This window comes from Brevibacillus brevis NBRC 100599 (assembly GCF_000010165.1).
GTDB classification, from domain to species: Bacteria; Bacillota; Bacilli; order Brevibacillales; family Brevibacillaceae; genus Brevibacillus; species Brevibacillus brevis_D.
On record NC_012491.1, the window covers coordinates 455,316 to 474,649 of the forward strand.

Consider the following 19,334-nt stretch of genomic DNA (forward strand, 5'->3'; position numbering starts at 1 on the left):
TACGATTTTTATTATATATGGAATATCCTGTTAGTTACAAATTTTCGAAATAATAATCCCGTAAGCGCGGCGAGCACGATGACGGCCCCTACAGAGATGTAAAGAGGGCGAATCCCTACCTGATCGCTTAGCTGTCCGCCTAGCCAAATACCGACGGGCATCGTCGCACGCACGATGAGCAAGCGGACAGACAGTACACGCCCCATTAGCTCGGAAGGAACGTGAAGCTGATACAGGCTTGTGCTGTGTACCTGGAAAAAGGGAGCAAACAGACCAGCCAGTAGTTCGATGGTGATTGCAAGCCAGATGTCATGGGTAAAGCCTATTGCAACAAAGCTCAAGCCTCCTAGTACCAGTGACCCCAACATGATCAGGGGCTGTCCAAGGCTGCTACGGAAGCGAGGCACGAGCAATGAGCCGAAGAAATATCCCAACGGATAGCCAGCCAAAAACAAGCCTACATAAAACGAGGTGCCTTGCAGCTCGCCGGCTACAAAAGGCAGGTTTAGTACGAGTGTGACTCCGACAGCAAATTGGACGAGAGCCGAGTACAGACCGAGCCAGAGTAAAAGAGGCTTCTCCCAAAAAACCGCAAGACCAGCCTTAAACATGACGTACCACGATTGCTTCTTGTTGGCGGTATCCGCTGGGGCGAGTGGACAAAGAACCAGAAAGAAACCGCTGAGCGCATAGCTGATCGCGACCAACGCGAGTACGGACTCACCGCCGATACTCGCCACGAGAATCCCAGCCAAAGGCGGACCTGTAATCAAGGCAATGCGCAGGACACTATCCAAATAGGCATTGGCTTGGAGGAGCTGCTCTCTTTTGACCAGAGCAGGGAGGAGCGACTGGCTGGCTGGCACATACAGCGGTTGAACGAGACCGTTGATTAAGGCTGTAAAATACAGCGGCCAGAGCGATTCTGTCCCGGAAGTAATGACCGCAAAGGACAAACAAAAGGCAGCAGCTCGCATCCATTGAGAAAAAAGCATGACACGCTTCTTATCGAATCGGTCGATGTACGGTCCGGCTACCAACTGAATAGCGAGTGACGGCACGAAATATAGCAGCCACATCTGTCCGACCGCACCTTGTGAGCCTGTTGCCTGATAGATTAACCAGCTATTGGCGAGGGTACCGAGTGAGGCGCCTAGTTCTGAAATGAGCTGACCGAAAACAATCCAACGATAAGAACGCTGCTGCCAGACAGAGGCTTGTACAGCGGTTTGGCTCATGGGGTGCTCCTGTCCAGGAATTCATCCCATAACAGGGGAAGCTTGTCCAGCGTATGACGGCGGAGTCTGTAACGGGAGCCTGCTATTTCAACGAGATGGGCAGACCGCAGCATGGACAGATGATGGTGTACTGTCGATTTCGCCATAGAGAGTTGATCGGTTATCTCTTGCAGGCTCAGGTCCTTTTCCGCGAGCATTTTGACCATGCGCAGCCTGTGCTCATCTCCGAGTGCTTTTAAGGCTTGCACCAGTGAAGGGGGTGGCTGATAAGGATCTACAGCATCGTGCAAATTTTCGTCGGCAACAGGGTAATAAAAAATTTTCGTACCGACAGCATCGGCCTGTACGGTCCACGGGCGGTAGATCGCTTGCGGAATCAGCAGTACGCGTGTCACGGCAGGCTCTGGGAGGTAGCTCGATCCCGTCGCATACTCCACAAAGGCTTCGGGGTTGAGCTTTCCTAGCTTGCTTTGTTTTTGCGACCAATCCCGTTCTAGCATGCGAACGATTTTTTCCTCATGTGGCTTGATGTGAGTGGTATACCAGCCTTCCATCAATCCGAGAATATGACTCCGCAGCACTTCTCCATCAACGGAAGTAATATGTTCGATATACGATTCAAAAAAGAGATGTGCGCTGCACGCTTCCTGTAAAGCGGCGCAATCATCCTTGCTTCCTTGTGCAGCCTTCCGCCGTGCTTCCTGCCTATTTTCACCGAGGTAAGGGAGGGCTTCGTATCGGAGCTGTTCGATTGAGAGCTCTCTGACATACGAGAGAAAGGAATCCAGATCAGCGAAAGGGCAAAGATCGAGCAGTTGCAAAAGCGTCTTCCACGTGTTGTGCTCCTTCGCATAGTTGACCTCTTGTCGTACAGAAGGTGATAGCTCGTCCAACAGTTGACGCCAGTAGGTAGGAGGGTGCTCCATCGTGTGATGCAATTGGTCGTAGGTAGCGGCAGCGATTCCCAAGGCAGCTTCGAATAAAGGAGAATACGAGAGCTCAACCCGATAGGTCGTTCGTTCACTGCCAATGTTCAAAATCTTCATGTGATCATCCTTCCAAAATTTGTACATAATTATGTATTTTATAAAATACGAATTTAAAATTCAATATTTTTCGAACGAAATGAGAAAAGGAAAAGAAGAATCACAAATCTCTATCCAAAGAGATCATGTGATTCTTCTTTCTGTAAAGGTATGGTTAACCGACCGTGGATAATTGCAACGCACGCTGTAGTGCTTGCTCCAGATCAGAGAGGATATCGTCGATCGCTTCTGTGCCGACTGAGAGACGAATAAGCCCCGGGGTCACTCCGGCTGCTGCCTGCTCTTCTTCTGTCATCTGCTGATGTGTTGTGCTCGCTGGATGAATGATAAGTGACTTGGAATCTCCTACATTTGCGAGATGGGAGAACAGCTTCACTGACTCGATCAATGTTTTTCCTGCCTCAACACCACCGCGAATGCCAAAGGTCAGGATCGCGCCAGCACCTTTTGGCAAATATTTTTGGGCCAATTCACGCTGGGAGTCTGACTCCAATCCCGGATAACTCACCCACTCTACGGCAGAGTGATTGGCGAGAAACTGGGCTACTGCCAAGGCGTTCTGGCTATGCCGCTCGATGCGCAGATGCAGAGTTTCTAATCCTTGCAGGAACAAGAAGGAGTTGATCGGAGCGACTGCTGCTCCGATATCGCGCTGGAGCTGGACACGTGCCTTGATAATATAGGCAAGCGGACCGACTGCTTCTGTATAGACGACGCCATGGTAGCTTGGATCTGGTTTAGTCAGACCTGGGAATTTTCCGTTGTTCCAGTCGAATTTTCCTGAGTCTACGATGATACCGCCAATTGCTGTTCCGTGGCCGCCGATGAATTTGGTGGTGGAGTGCACGACGATATCGGCCCCGTGCTCAAAAGGACGGCACAAAATCGGAGTCGCAAAAGTGTTGTCCACGATCAACGGCACACCATTCTCGTGAGCAATACGGGCGATCGCCTCGATATCAGCGACATCAATGCGCGGGTTGCCGATTGTCTCGCAAAACACGGCTTTTGTCTTTTCATTGATATAGGCCCGGAAATTTTCCGGATTGGATTGATCTGCAAAATGAACCTTGATACCGAGGCGGGGAAGCGTGTGAGCGAACAGGTTGTAGGTACCGCCGTAGAGGCTGCTGGAAGCGACAATCTCGTCACCCGCATGTGCAATATTTAAGATGGCAAATGTAATGGCAGCCTGCCCGGATGCGGTCGCGAGTGCACCAACACCACCTTCGAGCAGGGCAACACGCTTCTCAAATACATCCTGTGTGGGATTCATGATGCGCGTATAGATGTTCCCAAACTCTTTTAGGCCAAACAGGTTGGCTGCATGCTCCGTATCGCGGAAAACATAGGAGGTCGTCTGATAGATCGGAACAGCACGTGAGCCTGTTACAGGGTCAACCTCCTGCCCACCGTGTACCGCAAGTGTTTCTGGCTTCCATTGTTGTTGATCGGACATGTCCATCTCTCCTTTTACTATAGGGAATCAGCGAATAAAAAAACGGAGCATTCTCCTGAGAAGAAGAAGGCTCCGATCATGCACGGGCTTGTGTTCATCTCTCAGAATCACTGGATTCTGCAGGAATTGGCACCATGCAGCTAGTCTGCTGGTTGCCGGGCTTCGTAGGGCCTGTCCCTCCACCGCTCTTGATGATAATAATTGTTGTCGTAATTGTATGAAAATAAGTCCGTGCTGTCAATGTGGAATATACAGTTATCAGGGAGGTTTTTATGTATATATGAATGAAGGTGGCTTACTCATGCCATTAATTTGTAACGGTTTTGTCTCAAGCTGTTCACATCCCGTGTGGCTACTGCCGCAGCGAAATAGGAGATAATGGTAGAAAATAGGGAGCATCAATGCAGGGTGAAGCCAAGTGCTCCTCGCGTTAGAAAAGTAAAAAAGCGTGTGATATCATGGAGGTGGTTACAACTGATCTGATCGTACATATAGGAGGATAAATAGCGATGAGCCATGGAGTAAAGGAAATGACACCACAAGAGCTGTTGGAAAAGCTGGAAGCCAAAGAGGAACTGCAAGTCATTGATGTACGTGAAGTGGATGAGTGGAATGCAGGTCACATTAAAGAGGCAAAGCTGATCCCGCTTGGCTTTTTGCCACATCGTATCGATGAGCTGGATAAGAACATTCCGATTGTGATGGTTTGCCGCAGTGGTGCCAGAAGCAATACAGCTACAGAGTATTTGAGTGCACAAGGGTATGACGTGGCGAATATGGTTGGCGGCATGCTCGCATGGCCAGGTGAAGTGGAACAATAAACGAGATAGAACCAGTGTGAATGCCTCCCGCGTGTAATCAGGAGGCATCACACATGGGACAAGCAGGGAGGAAGCAACCGATGAGTGAAGGAGCACAATTGCAGCAGGAATCTGCAATGAAGAAACATTGGTTTCCTGTGTTAGCTGGTATTATCATTTTAGCTATCGTCGGAGTATTTGGTTATAATTACATGACAAAAGAGAAGATCGAGGTATTGAAGCCGATTGCAGACTTCACCTTAGACAACAGTGACGGAACAACCTATACATTTCATTCAAGTGCTGGCAAGGTACGACTGGTAGAGTTTATGTTTACCAAGTGCCCGGATATTTGTCCGGCGACTACGTTCAACATGGCCAAGCTGCAAGATCAGTTGAAGGAAAAGGGACTGTTCGGAGACAAAGTGGAGTTTGTTTCCATTTCCTTTGATCCTGATAACGATACGCCGGAAGTCTTGCAGGACTATGCAGCCAAGTTCAAGGCAGATCAGAGTGGCTGGAAGTTCCTGCGTGGGGACGCACAGGCGGTAGAGAAAGTAACGAAGGATTTTGGTCTGATGGTCATTAAGCAGCCAGATGGTTCTTATGCCCATACGGCTCGCATGTTCCTTGTGGATGGAGATGGAAACATGCGTCGCGCGTACGGGATGGCAGCTAACATGGAACTGGAAGTCATGATGAAAGAAATGGTACAGCTCGCTGACTAGCGGGTCTCCTCATAGGAGATGTTTACGACCTCTTCTGTTTGATTCACGAATTCAATATGAACGAGTAACGCCCACCTGCGATTGCTTTCTTGAAGCAAGAGCTTAAACGTCTCTTCTGACGTGGTGGGCGTTTTTTGTTTTCGTCCGACATGCAGGTAGTCCACAATTTGAGCGTTTGGATATCGTTTCATCGTTTCCTGCATCGCGAGCCTGCCCCATTTTGCATAGGGAGGCTCGGCATAGGTAGGGAACGGTTGAAAGATGAGCAGGAAAAGGACGGTGGAGAGAAGGGGCATCATGTTCCGATAGCGAAATAGGCGACGAGCTGTTTGCACTTGCTATTCCCTCTCTTTTTCCAATGGTTTGCCATGTATTTTGAAGACTTTTCGGAATATCATTCGTAGAAAATAATGACAATGAAGTACGGGGGGTATTCGATGCATTACTTGCTCATTCCCTTATTTGGCGTTCCTGTTTTGGTGGGGGTTCTTACGGCGATTTTTCAAAAGCCTCCTTTCTGGAAAAAATGGGGGCTGACGATTGCTTCAGCCGTATTGATTTACGGAGGCTGCTTTGCCGCGAATGTATATTGGCAAGTGAAGTATGGCATTCCCGTGTTACCTACAGAGTCCGATTTAGAGGTCTTTTTCTATTTTTGTATCCTGTTGGTGTTTGTTTGTATTCTCCTGTATATTGGCTTTTTGATCACGATGAGAAAACAGTTTTGGAAGATGAACCTCGTTTTTCTATGCACAGCTTTTGGTTTGTTTAGTTTTTTTGCTGCTGCCTTTTTAGGGATGGGTCCCTTTTTGAAGAAAGCGGAGTACGTGATCGTCGTACAAAAAGCAAAAGACCAGTGGAAAGAGGCCAAGATGGACAACGAGAAGCCTATTGATCTCGCCCTCGTATACAGCAGACAAGAGTGTACCAAAAATTGTGTCGGGTATCCGTATTCAAGTCTCATCCTGGTACGAAATCAGTCGGACCAGCGGGTGGAGATCGATCTAAAGCTGCGATTGAAAAACAAAAGCGGCAACGTATTAAAAGAGGTCGAGGCCATACCGTTAAAGCTCGCTTCAGGAGAAATAACGGAGGTATGGACGGGGGATTCTTATGCGAAGCACGATTTCTGGGCGAGAGCTAGTGCCGTTACCGATGAACGAGTTGCCGATTTGGAGTATCAGTATTCGATTATTGACCGAAGATGAATGTGTGGAATAGACAAGACTGGGTGAAACGAACGTCTTACGTTGTGATATAATAAGAATGGCATGCTTGGTTCGGATTCCCATAATCATGCACGACGATGTTAGGAGGAAAGAGATTGAGCGACGTTAAGATTTTCGCGATGGGCGGCCTCGGCGAGATCGGAAAAAATATGTACTGCGTCGAGTATGAGGACGAAATCATCATCATTGACTGCGGGGTGAAATTCCCCGAGAATGAAATGTTTGGTATTGATCTGGTTATCCCGGATATTTCTTATCTGAAGGATAACCAGCACAAGATCAAAGCACTTTTGTTAACGCACGGACATGAGGATCACATTGGTGCGATTCCTTATATTTTACGGCAAATTAAGGTGCCGATCTACGGTGGTCGTCTGACCCTGGGCTTGGTCAAGGCGAAGCTGGAAGAGCACCGTTTGCAAAATGAAGTGAAGCTGATTCCAATTTCGGAAGATACGGAAATTCCTTTTGCCAAGCTGAAGGCGACATTCTTCCGTACGAACCACAGTATTCCGGATTCCCTGGGAGTTGTGCTCTATACACCAGAGGGAATGGTCATTCACACGGGTGACTTCAAGTTTGACATGACACCAGTCGGACAAACAACGGAGTACGGAAAAATTGCACGCATTGGTGCGAGTGGAGACGTCTTGGCGCTTTTGTCCGACAGTACGAACAGTGAGCGTCCTGGATTTACGATGTCGGAGAGAACGGTAGGGGAAGGGATTCTCGATGTGGTACGCAAAGCGCGTGGACGCATCATCCTGGCTACCTTTGCTTCCAACGTGCATCGCCTGCAACAGGTGGTAGACGCTGCCGAGCAATGCAATCGCAAAGTGGCGGTTATTGGCCGCAGTATGGAAAAGGTTTTCTTGATTGGACAAGAGCTGGGTTACATCCAAATGCCAGAGGGCATGTTGATTGATATTAAGCACATCGACAACTACGCGGACAACCAAGTGCTTATTATTTGCACGGGTAGTCAAGGTGAGCCGATGGCAGCGTTGACCCGAATTGCTTCCGGATCGCACCGTACTGTTTCCATTTATCCAGAAGATACGGTTATCATTTCCGCATCCCCGATTCCTGGGAACACAATCAACGTCAGTCGCACGATAGACAAGCTGTACCGTGCAGGTGCCAACGTGGTATTGAGTCATGCGTTTGACATCCACGCATCTGGACATGGCAGCAGTGAAGAATTGAAGCTCATGCTCAACTTCATTCGTCCGAAATATTTCATCCCGATCCACGGGGAATACCGGATGCTCAAGACTCACTCCAAGCTGGCCCAACAGGTTGGGATCGAGGAGAGCAACATCTTTATTATGGACAACGGCGAAGTGCTGAATTGCAACCGCGAAAAAGCGTGGCTCAGCAAAGTACAAGCAGGGATTGTCCTCATTGATGGCAGCGGTGTAGGCGACGTCGGCAATATCGTTCTGCGCGATCGCAAGCATTTGGCAGAGGATGGCTTGATGGTTGTAGTTGTCAGCCTGGATATGAAGAACTTCAAAATTTTGACGGGCCCAGATATCGTGAGCCGCGGGTTCGTATACGTACGCGGTTCAGAATCCTTGATTCAGGAAGCGACACAGCTCGTTCGTGGGCGTCTGCAAGAAGCGTTGGATAAGAAAATCAAGGAATGGTCTGAGTTGAAGTCACAGATTAATGAAGTGATCAAGCCGTTCATTTATGAAAAAACAGGCCGTAACCCAATGATTCTTACCATTTTGATGGAAGTGTAGCTTCTGCTTTCTCGGGTAGGCGCAGTCGGGGTATAATAATAAGTAAGTTGAACACGTGATACAAAGGAGAGATTGCCCAATGATGTCTTATGAAGCATATATGAGCCAAGTAATTCAACCAATGCGCGATGAGTTGACACGCAACGGTTTTCAAGAGCTTCGCACTGCTGAAGAAGTAGAGCAAGCACTGCCAAATGCAAAAGGCCTGACACTTGTTGTTGTGAACTCGGTTTGTGGCTGTGCAGCAGGACTCGCTCGTCCAGCGGTTGTACATTCCTTGAATCACGCTACAAAACCGGATAACATCTTCACGGTATTCGCAGGTCAAGACAAGGAAGCGACAGCAAAAGCTCGTGAGTATTTCGAAGGCTATGCACCGTCTTCCCCATCCTTCGCGATCATGAAAGACGGCAAAATCATGACCATGATCGAGCGTCATCAAATCGAGAACAACGAACTGGCAACAATCGCTGGCTTGTTGACCAACGCTTACGACACTTACAAATAAGAAAGTACGAAACATCACGAGGCGCCCGGTAACGGGCGTCTTTTTTTACAGACTTGAAATGGGGCTGTAGTGAAGAGAAGAATATTTCCAGTCTAGGCTCTAGGCTCCGTCCATATGAGGGTTAAGACTGTCCGCTCCGAAGGGATTCGCGGGGAAACGCAAAAGTGGTAGCCGCTACGCCGTATGGGCACGGTTGCGTTTCTGTTGCCCGCGAATCCCTTCTCCGCTCGGTAGGACTCCACAAGTCGCTACGCCTGGAAATATTCTTCACTGTCGTTACTGAGGACATTTCTTCATTCTTTCAAAGCTTTAAAAAGCGGGGTAAACACGGAAAGCTCGTAGAGGAAACAGGAGAAAACAGCGAAGATCTTAGGGACACCGACCGAGACGCAATGCAAAAAGCGAAACACGCCCTTAAGCGTCCACCTCTGAAAGCACATCCTGAAAGGACCACTTTGGACGCGGTTTCGCTTTTTGCATGGAGTCGGGCAGTCAATCCCCCAGTGGGTGGACCTAGAATCTGAGCGTTTTCTCCTGTTTCCTCCCCACCACTACAGCCCAAACTCAAATCTCTTGGGATTGATTTCCTTTTGTTATTATACTAAAATATTTAATAAGTATAATAATGGAGGGGGAGAGAAAATGAACAAGCTGGTAGTGATTACAGGCGTGACACGTGGTTTGGGCAGGGAAATGGTCGAGCGTTTTCACGAAGCAGGCTGGACAGTTGCAGGCTGCGGTCGTTCGGAAAAAGAGGTGCAAGGATTGCGAGAGCAATTCGGAGAACAGCATCATTTTTCTGTCGTCGACGTTTCGGTCATGGAGCAAGTGGAAAAGTGGGCAGAGGAAGTCAGAGCCGAGGTGGGCGTTCCCGATCTGTTGATTAACAATGCTTCTATTATAAACCGGAACAGCCCAGTCATTGGTCTTGAGGCAAATGAGTTTTCGAGAGTCATGGACATCAACGTGAATGGTGTTTTCTATGTAATTCGCGCCTTTTTACCGTTTATGGTTCAGCGCGCAAATGGAGGAGTCGTCGTCAATATCAGCTCATACTGGGGAAGATATGGGGAAGCGTTTTTATCGCCATACTGCGCTTCGAAGTTCGCCATCGAAGGATTGACGCAATCATTGGCAGCCGAATTGCCTGAGGGAATGGCCGCCGTGACGCTTGATCCAGGAGGCAGTATCGATACTGCCATGCTCCGTTCATGCTCGCCAGAAGATGTGGACAGCGCACCAAATCCGGTAGAGTGGAGCCGTGTGGCGGTACCGTACATCATCGGCCTTGGTCCGCAAGACAATGGAAAGTCGCTTACCTGCCCACCCGTGAGAAAAAGAACTAACTGAATATCGTTGCCATTGTTTTATTAGCTGTCGAGAATGCCCTCGACAGATTGAGTTCAACCAAAAAGCCGCTCGTTCCTGTAAAAGGATCAGGCGGCTTTTTTGCAATTGAAATCAGTATTTAGCAACCTCTGCTCGATTTTCCCGATGAAAATAAGCGTGTAACAGACAGAGCAGGACCGAACCCGCAGAGACAAGCGTTGCCAAGAACAAAGTTGGATGAATGCCACCATGGTCATACATGAACCCCATAGCCAGCGGCCCCAAGAGCCTTCCACCAGTTGTAATCGCCCCTACGACCCCCAAATAAAAGGGTGCATTCTCTCCGGTTTTTTCCGATATAAAAGTAGGGATAGTTGGCGAGATGAGCATTTCTCCAAACGTAGTGATAACCATTCCGACAACAAATGCGTAATAACTACCGTGGTAGACAAGCATACACCCAAAACCGACAGCATACGCGATGGCACTGACGACGAGTTGGGCAGACAAGCTCTGATTCAACAGCCGCTTGATCCAGGAAGTGATGGGCTGCCCGGCAAAAATGATAATCCCGTTGATCGTCCACAGCCAGCTATACGAAGACAGCGGCATGCCTTGTTCGGTAATATAAGGAGCAACGCCGGTGTTCCATACCGTATTCGAAAAGAAAATCAATGCTGCGCCCAATGCCATAAACAAGTACAATTGGTAGCGGAATAGCAGGGTAAAGCTGTTTTTTACGTGATGCTTTTGCTGTTCTTCCAGGTTTTCTCCGACCAGCTCCTGATGGGATATATTCTTCATAAAAAGGAAGAAGAACAAGGCAAACAATAAGGTGCTCGTGCTGTTGAACCAAAAAGTAAGCTGGAAGGATAAAGTGGCAATGACGCCAGCCAACGCGGTTCCGATTGCCATCCCCAAATTATTGCCGACGTAGACGATGTTAAATAATTCACGACGCTGCTCCTTCCAGCGGAAACCAATAAATGCCTGAATCGCTGGAAACGACAGGTTGAAGGTAAAACCAAGCCCCATCATGAGAATCAGGTAGGCAGGCCAACTCTGAACGAAAGGAATAGAAAATTGAATAAGACCTTGAAAGATCAATGCGCCGACAATAAGCCGCTTGGCACCTAGTCGATGAAACAACGATCCGCCGATGAATTGGCCGAAGATGCCAGCGAGAGATTGGATCATCAGGACGAATCCGGCTTCCGTCATCGAGCGTTGCAAAATGGTATGTACGTATAAGGTAGTAAGTGGCCACATAAAAGCGCTCCCGGAGGAGTTAATAAAGCTGGCGATGAGGAAGAAAATGGCCTCACGTGGATAGCGATTGAGGAAAACTGACGGTGATATCACGCGAATGCACCCCTTATCAGTAAGGATAAGAACAGTATAGCGAATATTCTAAACTTTGTAAAATGAAATGTTTATAATGTCACAGGTACCCAAATAAAGGCTGCTCCACTTTCCGCAAATTCGAGTATACTAATCAAAGTGGAGAGATGACATCAACTGAGGATAGAGAGAATAAAGGTGGACTTTATGAAAATATGGAAACGAGTGTTGCTTCTTTTGCTTGTCGTGATAGCTACGACAGCTGGATATTACGGATACTCTTTTTATCAATTTGCTCAAAATATTCAAGAGCCCAATATCGCACCGCCTAGTGGTGGGAATTCCACCAAAGCCGCGGAAATACCAGAGTGGGATGGCAAGGAACGTGTCAATATTCTGCTGATGGGAGTAGACCGCAGAGGGATGAAAAATAACGGGCTGCCTCGTTCTGACTCTATGATGCTGGTCAGCATCGATCCTACGGGGAAACGTTATGACATGTTTTCAATTCTGCGTGATACGTATGTAGATATTCCCGGTAGAGGTAGCTCGCGGATCAACTCTGCGATTGTAGAAGGTGGACCTGAGCTGGCAATGGAAACGGTTAGTCAGTTCACTGGACTTCAAGTAGATCGTTACGTCATTACTGACTTTGAAGGTTTCAAGGCTTTGATTGATGCAGTAGGTGGAGTCCAGATCGATGTAGAAAAAAACATGTATTATCATGACCCGACAGACAAAGGTGTCTACGATATTAATCTGAAAAAAGGTCTGCAAAAGCTGAATGGAGACAAAGCTTTGCAATATGTTCGTTTCCGCCATGATGCGACCTCCGATTATACACGGACGGAGCGTCAGCGGAAATTAATGACGGCAGTCGTGGATCAGATGAAAAATGGTACGACGCTGATGCAGCTTCCTACCATTTTGAAGGAAGTAACACCGTATGTTCAAACCAATATTAGCTCAGTGGACATGCTGAAGCTGTCTGCACTCGGATTAAAATTGAATACGTTAGAACCAGGTAACTATCAATTGCCACCAATGGGGATGTTCCGTGAGTCCCACCGTGCAGGTTCAGTTCTGGTTCCGGATGTCGATCAGGTTCAGTCGTTTATCCAAGAAAAAATCGCACCTCCTACCGAAGCATCAGATCAACCTGTGGGAGAAAAGAAAAGCAGCACGCAAAACTAAGCGTGCTGTTTTTTTGTATTTTTTAGGAAAGACTAACCATGATTTTCTAAGTGCTGAGGTGACAGTGTAGATGGATCGGGAGAGTGCACGTAATTGGTTTACACATACAAGCGACTTGGTCACTGAACATATCGATGAACCTGAAGGCCGCGTGCGACTTTTCTATTTATCGACCATGGCAGATGCCAAGGTTGTTTACAGCGAGCTCATCCCGAAGCTGCGCGAGATTTGTTTGGAAGAAAGCGAAATTGCAGTGATTGCTCAGCATCTAGGAGTGTCTAGCAGCAACCGAGTCTTCGATGATGGGGAAGCCATTGAGCGTTTACTCAGCGGCCATATTGTTATTCAAGTAGAGGAATCGTCCTATGGCTTGGCGTTCCCCAGTGATGGCACAGTTGGCAGAAACATTCAAGCGCCGGAAATCGAAACAGTTGTACTCGGCCCACAGATCGCCTTTGTAGAAGAGCTGAATGTGAACATCTGTATCATTCGCAAATATATGTCTACCCCAAGACTGTTCCATGAACGATTGAGCGTGGGGAAAACCATACCGATGAATGTGTCGATGCTGTATTTGAGTGGGACGGCCGATGAGGAAAATGTGAATACGGTACGTCAACGGATTAATGATCTGGAATTAGACACCAGTCTGGATTCCACCATACTGGCTCAGCATATCGCGGACAATGAGAAATCATTATTTCCTACGCTTCAGCAAACAGAGCGTCCAGACCGTGCTATACACGGTTTGCGACAAGGGCAGATTGCCATACTCGTGGAGGGGAGCCCATTCGCTCTGCTCGGGCCTACCACCCTGTTGCAATTTTTTCAGTCACCAGATGACTATTACTTGCGTTGGAGTCTTGCTACCTTCAACAGGCTCATGCGCACCTTTGCCATGATTTTGTCCCTAATCCTCACGCCGATCTATGTGGCAGCCCTGACCTATCATTACGAGATGGTTCCAGCTGACCTCTTGCTTTCGCTCGCGCAATCACGCTCTCGGGTACCGTTCCCGCCGTTGTGGGAGGCCCTTTTGATGGAGCTGATTATTGAGCTTTTGCGGGAAGCGGGAGCGAGACTGCCGACCAAGGTCGGTCAGACGATTGGTATTGTGGGCGGTATTGTTATCGGACAAGCTATCGTTCAGGCCGGATTCACGAGCAATATTTTGATTATTATCGTTGCCCTCGGCGCTTTGTCATCCTTTATCGCGCCTAGCTATATGATCGGTTCTACGATCCGGGTGGTTCGTTTTCCGATGATTTTTCTGGCAGGTGTGCTAGGTGCATTAGGCATTGTGGTCGGATTTAGTTTTTTGGCCAGTCACTTGCTTCGTCAGACCAGCTTGGGGCGTCCGTATATGTATCCGATTTATCCCGTGCGATTTTCAGATTGGAAGGATGGCTTTATACGGGCTCCCTTATCCTCCCTTTCGGAACGTCTCAAGTTTTTTAACCCAAAACGAATATCGCGCTTTGACAGGGATAGAGCCAAAGAGAAGAAAGACATTGACGAGTAAGCGAGGCGGCCATGAAGATCAACATCGATGTAAGTAAGGACAATACGATAACGGCATTTCTTGCAGGGGTTCTTGTGCATGGCACGCAGATAGGGATGGGCATTTTGGGCTTCCAACGAATCATTGCCAAGGAGGCGGGGCATGATGCTTGGATATCTGTCATACTCGCAGCTTTGTTTACTCATCTTACAGTGATGATCATTAACAAGACCTTGCAAAAATACCCTTCAGCCGATATTTACGGAATTCAGGAAGATGTGTTTGGAAAGTGGCTGGGAACAGGCATAAGCATCATTTATTTGACCTATTTTTTTGTGTCAGCTGGAGTCATTTTACGTACCTACATTGAAGTTGTCCAAACCTGGATGTTTCCGAATTTACCAACGTGGGTTCTGTCAGGGATTATCCTGTTTCTAGCGTTTTACACAGTCGTAGGGGGGATAAGAGTCGTAGCAGGCTATGCGTTTTTTTCCTTTATGGTCACGATATGGATGATATTTGAGTTATATTTTCCTTTGAAATTTGCCAGGTGGGAATATTTGTTTCCTGTCATGGACACCAGCTTGGAGAACCTTTTCAATGGAATGATTGCCATGTCTTTGACCAGTGCCGGCTTTGAGATTCTCTACGTTGTCTATCCTTATTTACAAAATAAAGAGAGGGTACACAAAAGTGTACAGTTGGCGGTGTTGGTGACGTATCTGATCTATTTGTTTGTCATGATTGTGGCACTGGTCTTTTTTAGTCAGGGTCAGCTCATGAGAACGATCTGGGCGACACTCAATATGCAAAAGATGGTGTACCTCCCTATTCTGGAAAGGTTTGAACTGGTTGTCATTTCGTTATGGCTTCTCGTGATCTTGCCGAATATTATGCTGTATTTGTGGGCTTCTGCCCGAGGTCTCAAGCGCTTGTTCGGATTCAATCTACGTCATTCGTTGTATTGGATTATACCCGTGATCTATGTAGCCTCCTTGTCGCTGCTTTCCAGACAGCAGATGAGTCGGATGACGACTATTTACTCGCATATAACTCTGTACATTATTTACGTGTACCCCTATTTTTTGTACCTGATGGTCTGGCTGAAGAAACGAAAGCAAAGGGTGAAACCAACCAGCAAAGGAGAGAGTGCCTGATGCTGCCTAAGCGTCTTTTGGCGTTGTGGTGTTCATGTATCCTTGTCCTGGCAGGCTGTTCAGATCGGCAAATTTTTGATGAGACAGGACTTGCCACGGCTGTCGGCTATGATCTGTTAAAGGATGGGGACGTTCGGGGGACAGCAATTATGCCTTCCATTAATCCAGAGGCGAAAGAAAAGATACAGGTTTTTTCAGCCATCGGTGAAACCAGCAAGGGAATTCGGGATCGGATAAATTTACAATCAGATAAAAGAGTATTGGGTGGGCAAATTCGTGTCGCACTCTACAATGAAAAATTGGCAAAGCGTGGACTTGGTAGTATCGTTGACACGTTGTATCGGGATTCCTCTATTTCCAGCAGGGTTTATCTTTGCTTATTTGAAGGCGAAACATATGATATGTTAACGCATCCCTATTCTGAAGAAGGGAATATCGGAATCTATTTATACCGTATGATTGAGCAAAATATTGAAGGGGAAAAAATTCCGTCTTCCACTATGCATGAGTTTTTTCGGTCTTATTATGACAAAGGAATAGACCCGATCATGCCGTTCATTGCAAGAAAGGGAAATGAGCTGCAAATCAAGGGGATCGCATTATTTCGAGGGGAGCGTTATGTAGGGTGGATCACACCCAAGGAAGCCTTTTTAATCAAGCTCATGCATGGAAAATTCCGCATTGGCAGCTACGATACTTCTGTCCCTGCTCATATTTTTGGCGAGATGCCCAAGAATCGCGGAAGTAAAAAAGACCGTGTGCAGCTTGTCTTTGACACGATTTCCAGCCATTCAAAAATCGAGCTGACCCAAGTATCTCCCCCGATCTTTGATATTCACATCCGATTAAATGCGCGGATTTTGGAATTAACCCTCCCGCTGAAGCTAGAGAATGCCAGGTTGATGAAAATCATGGAACATGCACTGGAAGAAGAGCTTGGAAAAGAACTGCAGAAAGTAGTGCATAAATTGCAGGACCTCAATGTCGATCCCGCTGGTTTCGGGATCGTGTATCGCTCAAATAGAAGGGGCAAGGCAAATATGACGCAGGCTGAATGGAGAAAGATGTTCAAAGAAGCGACATTTCGCTTCCACATAAAGTCAACCATCATCCGCAACGGCGTCATGGATTAAAAAACTTTTTCCTGCTATTACTATTGACGTGATATTTTCAAAAAGGATATAATCCGTTTTGTATCATCAAGAAATAGAAAAAACGAACATAATATACGTAGATATCTTTCTTATCAAGAGAGGCGGAGGGACAGGCCCTATGAAGCCCGGCAGCCGGTTCATTTTCGAATGAACGTCGCGGTGCCAATTCCTACAGGATTTTTGGATCTTGTACAGATGAGAAGGGTGGATGCGAACGTATACATTGCGTTGCAGCCCCTTTTTCGTTTGTGAAAAAGGGGTTTTTATATTTTTATCAAGATTATGGTCGGGAGGTGGATGCGTTGATCCAACTGCGTCATTTGCATAAAAGCTATCAAGTACAAGGTAAAACCATCCCAGCGTTAACGGGGATCGACCTTTCCATAGAGCAAGGCGAAATATACGGGATTATCGGACACTCTGGTGCAGGGAAAAGTACGTTGATCCGGTGCATCAATTTGCTAGAGCGCCCAACTTCGGGGGAAGTTATTGTGGACGGCGTCGATTTGACGAAGCTGGATGAAGGGAAGCTGCAAGAAAAGCGCCGCGCAATCGGCATGATTTTTCAGCATTTCAACTTGCTGTCTTCTTCGACGGTCGGCGAAAATGTTGCTTTTCCGCTCAAGCTGGCAAAGCGTTCGAAGGCAGAGATTGATAAGAAAGTAAACGAGCTGCTGAAGCTGGTTGGCTTGGAGGCACATAAGGACAAATATCCGTCTCAGCTGTCTGGCGGACAGAAGCAGCGTGTCGGGATCGCCCGTGCGCTCGCGAATGATCCAAAAGTGCTGCTCTGCGACGAAGCGACATCAGCTCTCGATCCGCAGACGACGAACTCCATTCTGGCACTGCTCTTGGACATCAACCGCAAGCTGGGCTTGACCATTGTGTTGATTACCCACGAGATGCACGTCATTCGCTCCATTTGTGATCGTGTCGGCGTGATTGATGGAGGAAAGATCGTCGAATCGGGTAACGTACTAGATGTATTCCTTCGTCCAAAGCATCCAACGACACAAGAATTCGTGGAGCAAGTAGCCGATTCTACAGAGCTGCGCGAAGCGGTCGAGCACGAAAAGGCTTCGGGGAACCGCACGATTGCTCGTGTCACCTTCCTCGGAGAAAAAACGTACCAGCCAATCCTTTTCCAAACGATGCAAGAGACAGGTACGGTGTTTAGTATTTTGCAGGGAACGATTTCTCGCATGAAAGATACGCCGTATGGTCAGTTAGTGATCGAGCTGGAAGGCGATGTCGCACAGAATCAAAAGACCATCGAGACGCTGCGCCAACGTGGCTTGGAAGTAGAGGTGATATAAATGGACTGGACATTCGAAAATGTGGATTGGGCTGAAATCGGCGAAGGTACGATGGACACGCTCACGATGCTTGGCTTCTCCACTCTGTTTACCGTCCTGATTGGTTTGCCGTTGGGCATCATTTTGTTTTTGACTTCTCGCGGACAGCTTTTGCAAAACCGCACTTTTTATACCATTGCATCATTCGTTGTCAACGTATTGCGCTCGGTACCATTTATCATTCTGATGATCTTGCTGATTCCAGTGACGAAAATGATCGTAGGGACTTCACTCGGCGTACTAGGTGCCATTCCGCCGCTCGTATTTGGTGCCGCTCCGTTTTTCGCACGTTTGGTGGAAACCTCTCTGCGTGAGATTGATAAGGGCGTGATTGAGGCCGCACAATCTATGGGTGCATCCAATTGGCAGATCGTCTGGAATGTCCTTTTGCCAGAGTCTAGATCCGGTTTGATCGCGGGTATTACGATCACGACGGTAACACTGGTCTCCTACACAGCAATGTCTGGGGTAATTGGCGGTGGTGGTTTGGGTGACTTGGCGATCCGATACGGTTATCAGCGTTTCCAAACCGATGTTATGGTTGTGACTGTTGTTATTTTGCTGGTGATGGTACAGATCTTACAGTCGCTGGGGGACCGTCTGGTTCTGAAATTCAGCCGTAAATAGGATCTTTCCATATAGATTGTCAAAAAATAAAACGAAATACATGCAAGGGGGAAATCATTCATGAAAAAGCTAGTCGTATCTGTACTTTCTACTGTATTGGCATTTTCTTTGGCAGCTTGCGGAGGCAAAACCGAAACAGCACCTGCTCCAGCTGAAGGCGGCGCACAAGGCGGAAAACAGGAAGTAACATTGAAGGTAGGCGCTTCTCCCGTTCCACATGCAGCAATCTTGAAGTTCATTCAACCAAAACTGAAAGAACAAGGCGTGAACTTGGTAGTCCAAGAGTTCACTGATTATGTACAACCTAACGTTCAAGTGAACGAGAAACAACTCGACGCAAACTTCTTCCAGCACAAGCCTTACCTGGAAGACTTCAATAAAGGACAAAACATGAACCTGGTGCCAGTAGTGGCTGTACACATCGAGCCATTCGGCGCTTACAGCAAAAAAATTAAATCTGTAGATGAATTAGTTGATGGCGCAACAATCGCGCTGCCAAACGACCCGACAAACAGCGGTCGCGCACTCGCACTCTTGGAGAAAAACGGCTTGATCAAGCTGAAAGAAGGCGCTGGCATCAGCGGTACAGTGAAAGATGTTGTTGAGAACAAGAAAAACCTGAAATTCAAAGAAGTAGAAGCAGCAATGCTGCCACGCGTTCTGGAAGAAGTAGATTTGGCGCTGATCAACACGAACTACGCGCTGGAAGCAAAGCTTGTTCCCACCAAAGACGCTCTGTTTATTGAAGATAAAGATACGCCATACGCAAACTTCTTGGTAGCTCGTCCTGACAACAAGGATTCCGAAGCCATTCAAAAGCTGGCAAAAGAACTGAACTCACCTGAAGTGAAAAAGTTCATTGAAGATGAATACAAAGGCGCGATTATTCCAGCGTTCTAATCTAGAAAAAATTGATCGAT

The 19,334-nt window shown here is 47.5% G+C and carries 18 protein-coding genes and 2 riboswitches; of the genes, 13 read left to right on the forward strand and 5 right to left on the reverse strand.

What is annotated here, in order from left to right; translation table 11 throughout:
* Positions 1-11 precede the first annotated feature (11 nt).
* From BBR47_RS02515 to BBR47_RS02525, 3 genes are all read right to left on the reverse strand, one after another.
* The gene (locus BBR47_RS02515; RefSeq protein ID WP_012684194.1) at positions 12-1,238 is read right to left on the reverse strand and encodes an MFS transporter; all 1,227 of its coding nucleotides are present in this window, start codon (positions 1,236-1,238) and stop codon (positions 12-14) included.
* Complete coding sequence (locus BBR47_RS02520; protein ID WP_012684195.1) at positions 1,235-2,284, reverse strand: ArsR/SmtB family transcription factor; 1,050 nt, start codon at positions 2,282-2,284, stop codon at positions 1,235-1,237. Before BBR47_RS02520 ends, BBR47_RS02515 begins: the two co-directional genes overlap by 4 nt.
* A 154-nt stretch (positions 2,285-2,438) precedes the next feature.
* Positions 2,439-3,743 carry a homocysteine synthase gene (locus BBR47_RS02525; protein WP_012684196.1) on the reverse strand — a complete coding sequence of 435 codons (1,305 nt, stop codon included), beginning with the start codon at positions 3,741-3,743 and terminating at the stop codon, positions 2,439-2,441.
* 91 nt (positions 3,744-3,834) lie between these two features.
* Positions 3,835-3,941: riboswitch (SAM riboswitch) on the reverse strand.
* A 311-nt stretch (positions 3,942-4,252) separates the two neighbouring features.
* Between BBR47_RS02525 and BBR47_RS02530 the strand changes: the two genes are divergently transcribed.
* Together BBR47_RS02530 and BBR47_RS02535 are read left to right on the forward strand one after the other, a co-directional pair.
* A complete protein-coding gene (locus BBR47_RS02530) occupies positions 4,253-4,564 on the forward strand; it encodes a rhodanese-like domain-containing protein (RefSeq protein ID WP_007721173.1) in 312 nt (103 codons plus the stop codon).
* Positions 4,565-4,644: 80 nt separating this feature from the next.
* On the forward strand, positions 4,645-5,271 hold the full coding sequence (locus BBR47_RS02535; protein ID WP_231850548.1) for an SCO family protein: 627 nt from the start codon (positions 4,645-4,647) through the stop codon (positions 5,269-5,271).
* Here BBR47_RS02535 and BBR47_RS02540 read toward each other — a convergent pair.
* Positions 5,268-5,606 carry a YqzG/YhdC family protein gene (locus BBR47_RS02540; RefSeq protein ID WP_012684198.1) on the reverse strand — a complete coding sequence of 113 codons (339 nt, stop codon included), beginning with the start codon at positions 5,604-5,606 and terminating at the stop codon, positions 5,268-5,270. The two genes, BBR47_RS02535 and BBR47_RS02540, sit on opposite strands and share 4 nt — an antisense overlap.
* A 102-nt stretch (positions 5,607-5,708) precedes the next feature.
* Between BBR47_RS02540 and BBR47_RS02545 the strand changes: the two genes are divergently transcribed.
* The 4 genes from BBR47_RS02545 (at position 5,709) to BBR47_RS02565 (ending at position 10,106) form a co-directional block, all read left to right on the forward strand.
* Positions 5,709-6,479 carry a hypothetical protein gene (locus BBR47_RS02545; protein ID WP_012684199.1) on the forward strand — a complete coding sequence of 257 codons (771 nt, stop codon included), beginning with the start codon at positions 5,709-5,711 and terminating at the stop codon, positions 6,477-6,479.
* 98 nt (positions 6,480-6,577) lie between these two features.
* Positions 6,578-8,248, forward strand: a complete 1,671-nt coding sequence (rnjA, locus tag BBR47_RS02550) for a ribonuclease J1 (protein WP_012684200.1) — start codon at positions 6,578-6,580, stop codon at positions 8,246-8,248.
* 79 nt (positions 8,249-8,327) lie between these two features.
* Positions 8,328-8,756 (forward strand): BrxA/BrxB family bacilliredoxin, encoded by a 429-nt coding sequence (locus tag BBR47_RS02555; protein WP_012684201.1) that lies wholly within the window; start codon positions 8,328-8,330, stop codon positions 8,754-8,756.
* 642 nt (positions 8,757-9,398) lie between these two features.
* Positions 9,399-10,106, forward strand: a complete 708-nt coding sequence (locus tag BBR47_RS02565) for an SDR family oxidoreductase (protein ID WP_012684202.1) — start codon at positions 9,399-9,401, stop codon at positions 10,104-10,106.
* 111 nt (positions 10,107-10,217) lie between these two features.
* Here the strand turns inward: BBR47_RS02565 and BBR47_RS02570 are convergent, their stop codons facing one another.
* The gene (locus tag BBR47_RS02570) at positions 10,218-11,447 is read right to left on the reverse strand and encodes an MFS transporter (RefSeq protein WP_012684203.1); all 1,230 of its coding nucleotides are present in this window, start codon (positions 11,445-11,447) and stop codon (positions 10,218-10,220) included.
* 186 nt (positions 11,448-11,633) lie between these two features.
* On the opposite strand from BBR47_RS02570, the gene BBR47_RS02575 reads away from it, so the two are divergent.
* The 7 genes from BBR47_RS02575 to BBR47_RS02605 all read left to right on the forward strand — a co-directional run bounded on the left by BBR47_RS02575 (position 11,634) and on the right by BBR47_RS02605 (position 19,314).
* A complete protein-coding gene (locus tag BBR47_RS02575) occupies positions 11,634-12,620 on the forward strand; it encodes an LCP family protein (RefSeq protein ID WP_012684204.1) in 987 nt (328 codons plus the stop codon).
* A 70-nt stretch (positions 12,621-12,690) separates the two neighbouring features.
* A complete protein-coding gene (locus BBR47_RS02580) occupies positions 12,691-14,142 on the forward strand; it encodes a spore germination protein (protein ID WP_012684205.1) in 1,452 nt (483 codons plus the stop codon).
* Positions 14,143-14,153: 11 nt separating this feature from the next.
* Positions 14,154-15,278 (forward strand): GerAB/ArcD/ProY family transporter, encoded by a 1,125-nt coding sequence (locus tag BBR47_RS02585; RefSeq protein WP_012684206.1) that lies wholly within the window; start codon positions 14,154-14,156, stop codon positions 15,276-15,278.
* Complete coding sequence (locus BBR47_RS02590; RefSeq protein WP_012684207.1) at positions 15,278-16,411, forward strand: Ger(x)C family spore germination protein; 1,134 nt, start codon at positions 15,278-15,280, stop codon at positions 16,409-16,411. Before BBR47_RS02585 ends, BBR47_RS02590 begins: the two co-directional genes overlap by 1 nt.
* A gap of 107 nt (positions 16,412-16,518) precedes the next feature.
* Positions 16,519-16,634: riboswitch (SAM riboswitch) on the forward strand.
* Between the two features lie 100 nt (positions 16,635-16,734).
* Positions 16,735-17,748, forward strand: coding sequence for a methionine ABC transporter ATP-binding protein (locus BBR47_RS02595; RefSeq protein ID WP_012684208.1), 1,014 nt, complete (start codon positions 16,735-16,737; stop codon positions 17,746-17,748).
* Positions 17,749-18,414 carry a methionine ABC transporter permease gene (locus tag BBR47_RS02600; RefSeq protein WP_012684209.1) on the forward strand — a complete coding sequence of 222 codons (666 nt, stop codon included), beginning with the start codon at positions 17,749-17,751 and terminating at the stop codon, positions 18,412-18,414.
* Between the two features lie 60 nt (positions 18,415-18,474).
* Positions 18,475-19,314: a MetQ/NlpA family ABC transporter substrate-binding protein gene (locus tag BBR47_RS02605; protein WP_012684210.1), complete on the forward strand. Its 840-nt coding sequence runs from the start codon at positions 18,475-18,477 to the stop codon at positions 19,312-19,314.
* The last annotated feature ends 20 nt before the right edge of the window (positions 19,315-19,334 follow it).

Coding starts and splice junctions, on each gene's coding strand:
- BBR47_RS02515 (WP_012684194.1), bottom strand. CDS start 1,238: ATGAGCCAAACCGCTGTACAAGCCTCTGTCTGGCAGCAGCGTTCTTAT.
- BBR47_RS02520 (WP_012684195.1), bottom strand. CDS start 2,284: ATGAAGATTTTGAACATTGGCAGTGAACGAACGACCTATCGGGTTGAG.
- BBR47_RS02525 (WP_012684196.1), bottom strand. CDS start 3,743: ATGTCCGATCAACAACAATGGAAGCCAGAAACACTTGCGGTACACGGT.
- BBR47_RS02530 (WP_007721173.1), top strand. CDS start 4,253: ATGAGCCATGGAGTAAAGGAAATGACACCACAAGAGCTGTTGGAAAAG.
- BBR47_RS02535 (WP_231850548.1), top strand. CDS start 4,645: ATGAGTGAAGGAGCACAATTGCAGCAGGAATCTGCAATGAAGAAACAT.
- BBR47_RS02545 (WP_012684199.1), top strand. CDS start 5,709: ATGCATTACTTGCTCATTCCCTTATTTGGCGTTCCTGTTTTGGTGGGG.
- rnjA (WP_012684200.1), top strand. CDS start 6,578: ATGTTAGGAGGAAAGAGATTGAGCGACGTTAAGATTTTCGCGATGGGC.
- BBR47_RS02555 (WP_012684201.1), top strand. CDS start 8,328: ATGATGTCTTATGAAGCATATATGAGCCAAGTAATTCAACCAATGCGC.
- BBR47_RS02565 (WP_012684202.1), top strand. CDS start 9,399: ATGAACAAGCTGGTAGTGATTACAGGCGTGACACGTGGTTTGGGCAGG.
- BBR47_RS02575 (WP_012684204.1), top strand. CDS start 11,634: ATGAAAATATGGAAACGAGTGTTGCTTCTTTTGCTTGTCGTGATAGCT.
- BBR47_RS02580 (WP_012684205.1), top strand. CDS start 12,691: ATGGATCGGGAGAGTGCACGTAATTGGTTTACACATACAAGCGACTTG.
- BBR47_RS02585 (WP_012684206.1), top strand. CDS start 14,154: ATGAAGATCAACATCGATGTAAGTAAGGACAATACGATAACGGCATTT.
- BBR47_RS02590 (WP_012684207.1), top strand. CDS start 15,278: ATGCTGCCTAAGCGTCTTTTGGCGTTGTGGTGTTCATGTATCCTTGTC.
- BBR47_RS02600 (WP_012684209.1), top strand. CDS start 17,749: ATGGACTGGACATTCGAAAATGTGGATTGGGCTGAAATCGGCGAAGGT.
- BBR47_RS02605 (WP_012684210.1), top strand. CDS start 18,475: ATGAAAAAGCTAGTCGTATCTGTACTTTCTACTGTATTGGCATTTTCT.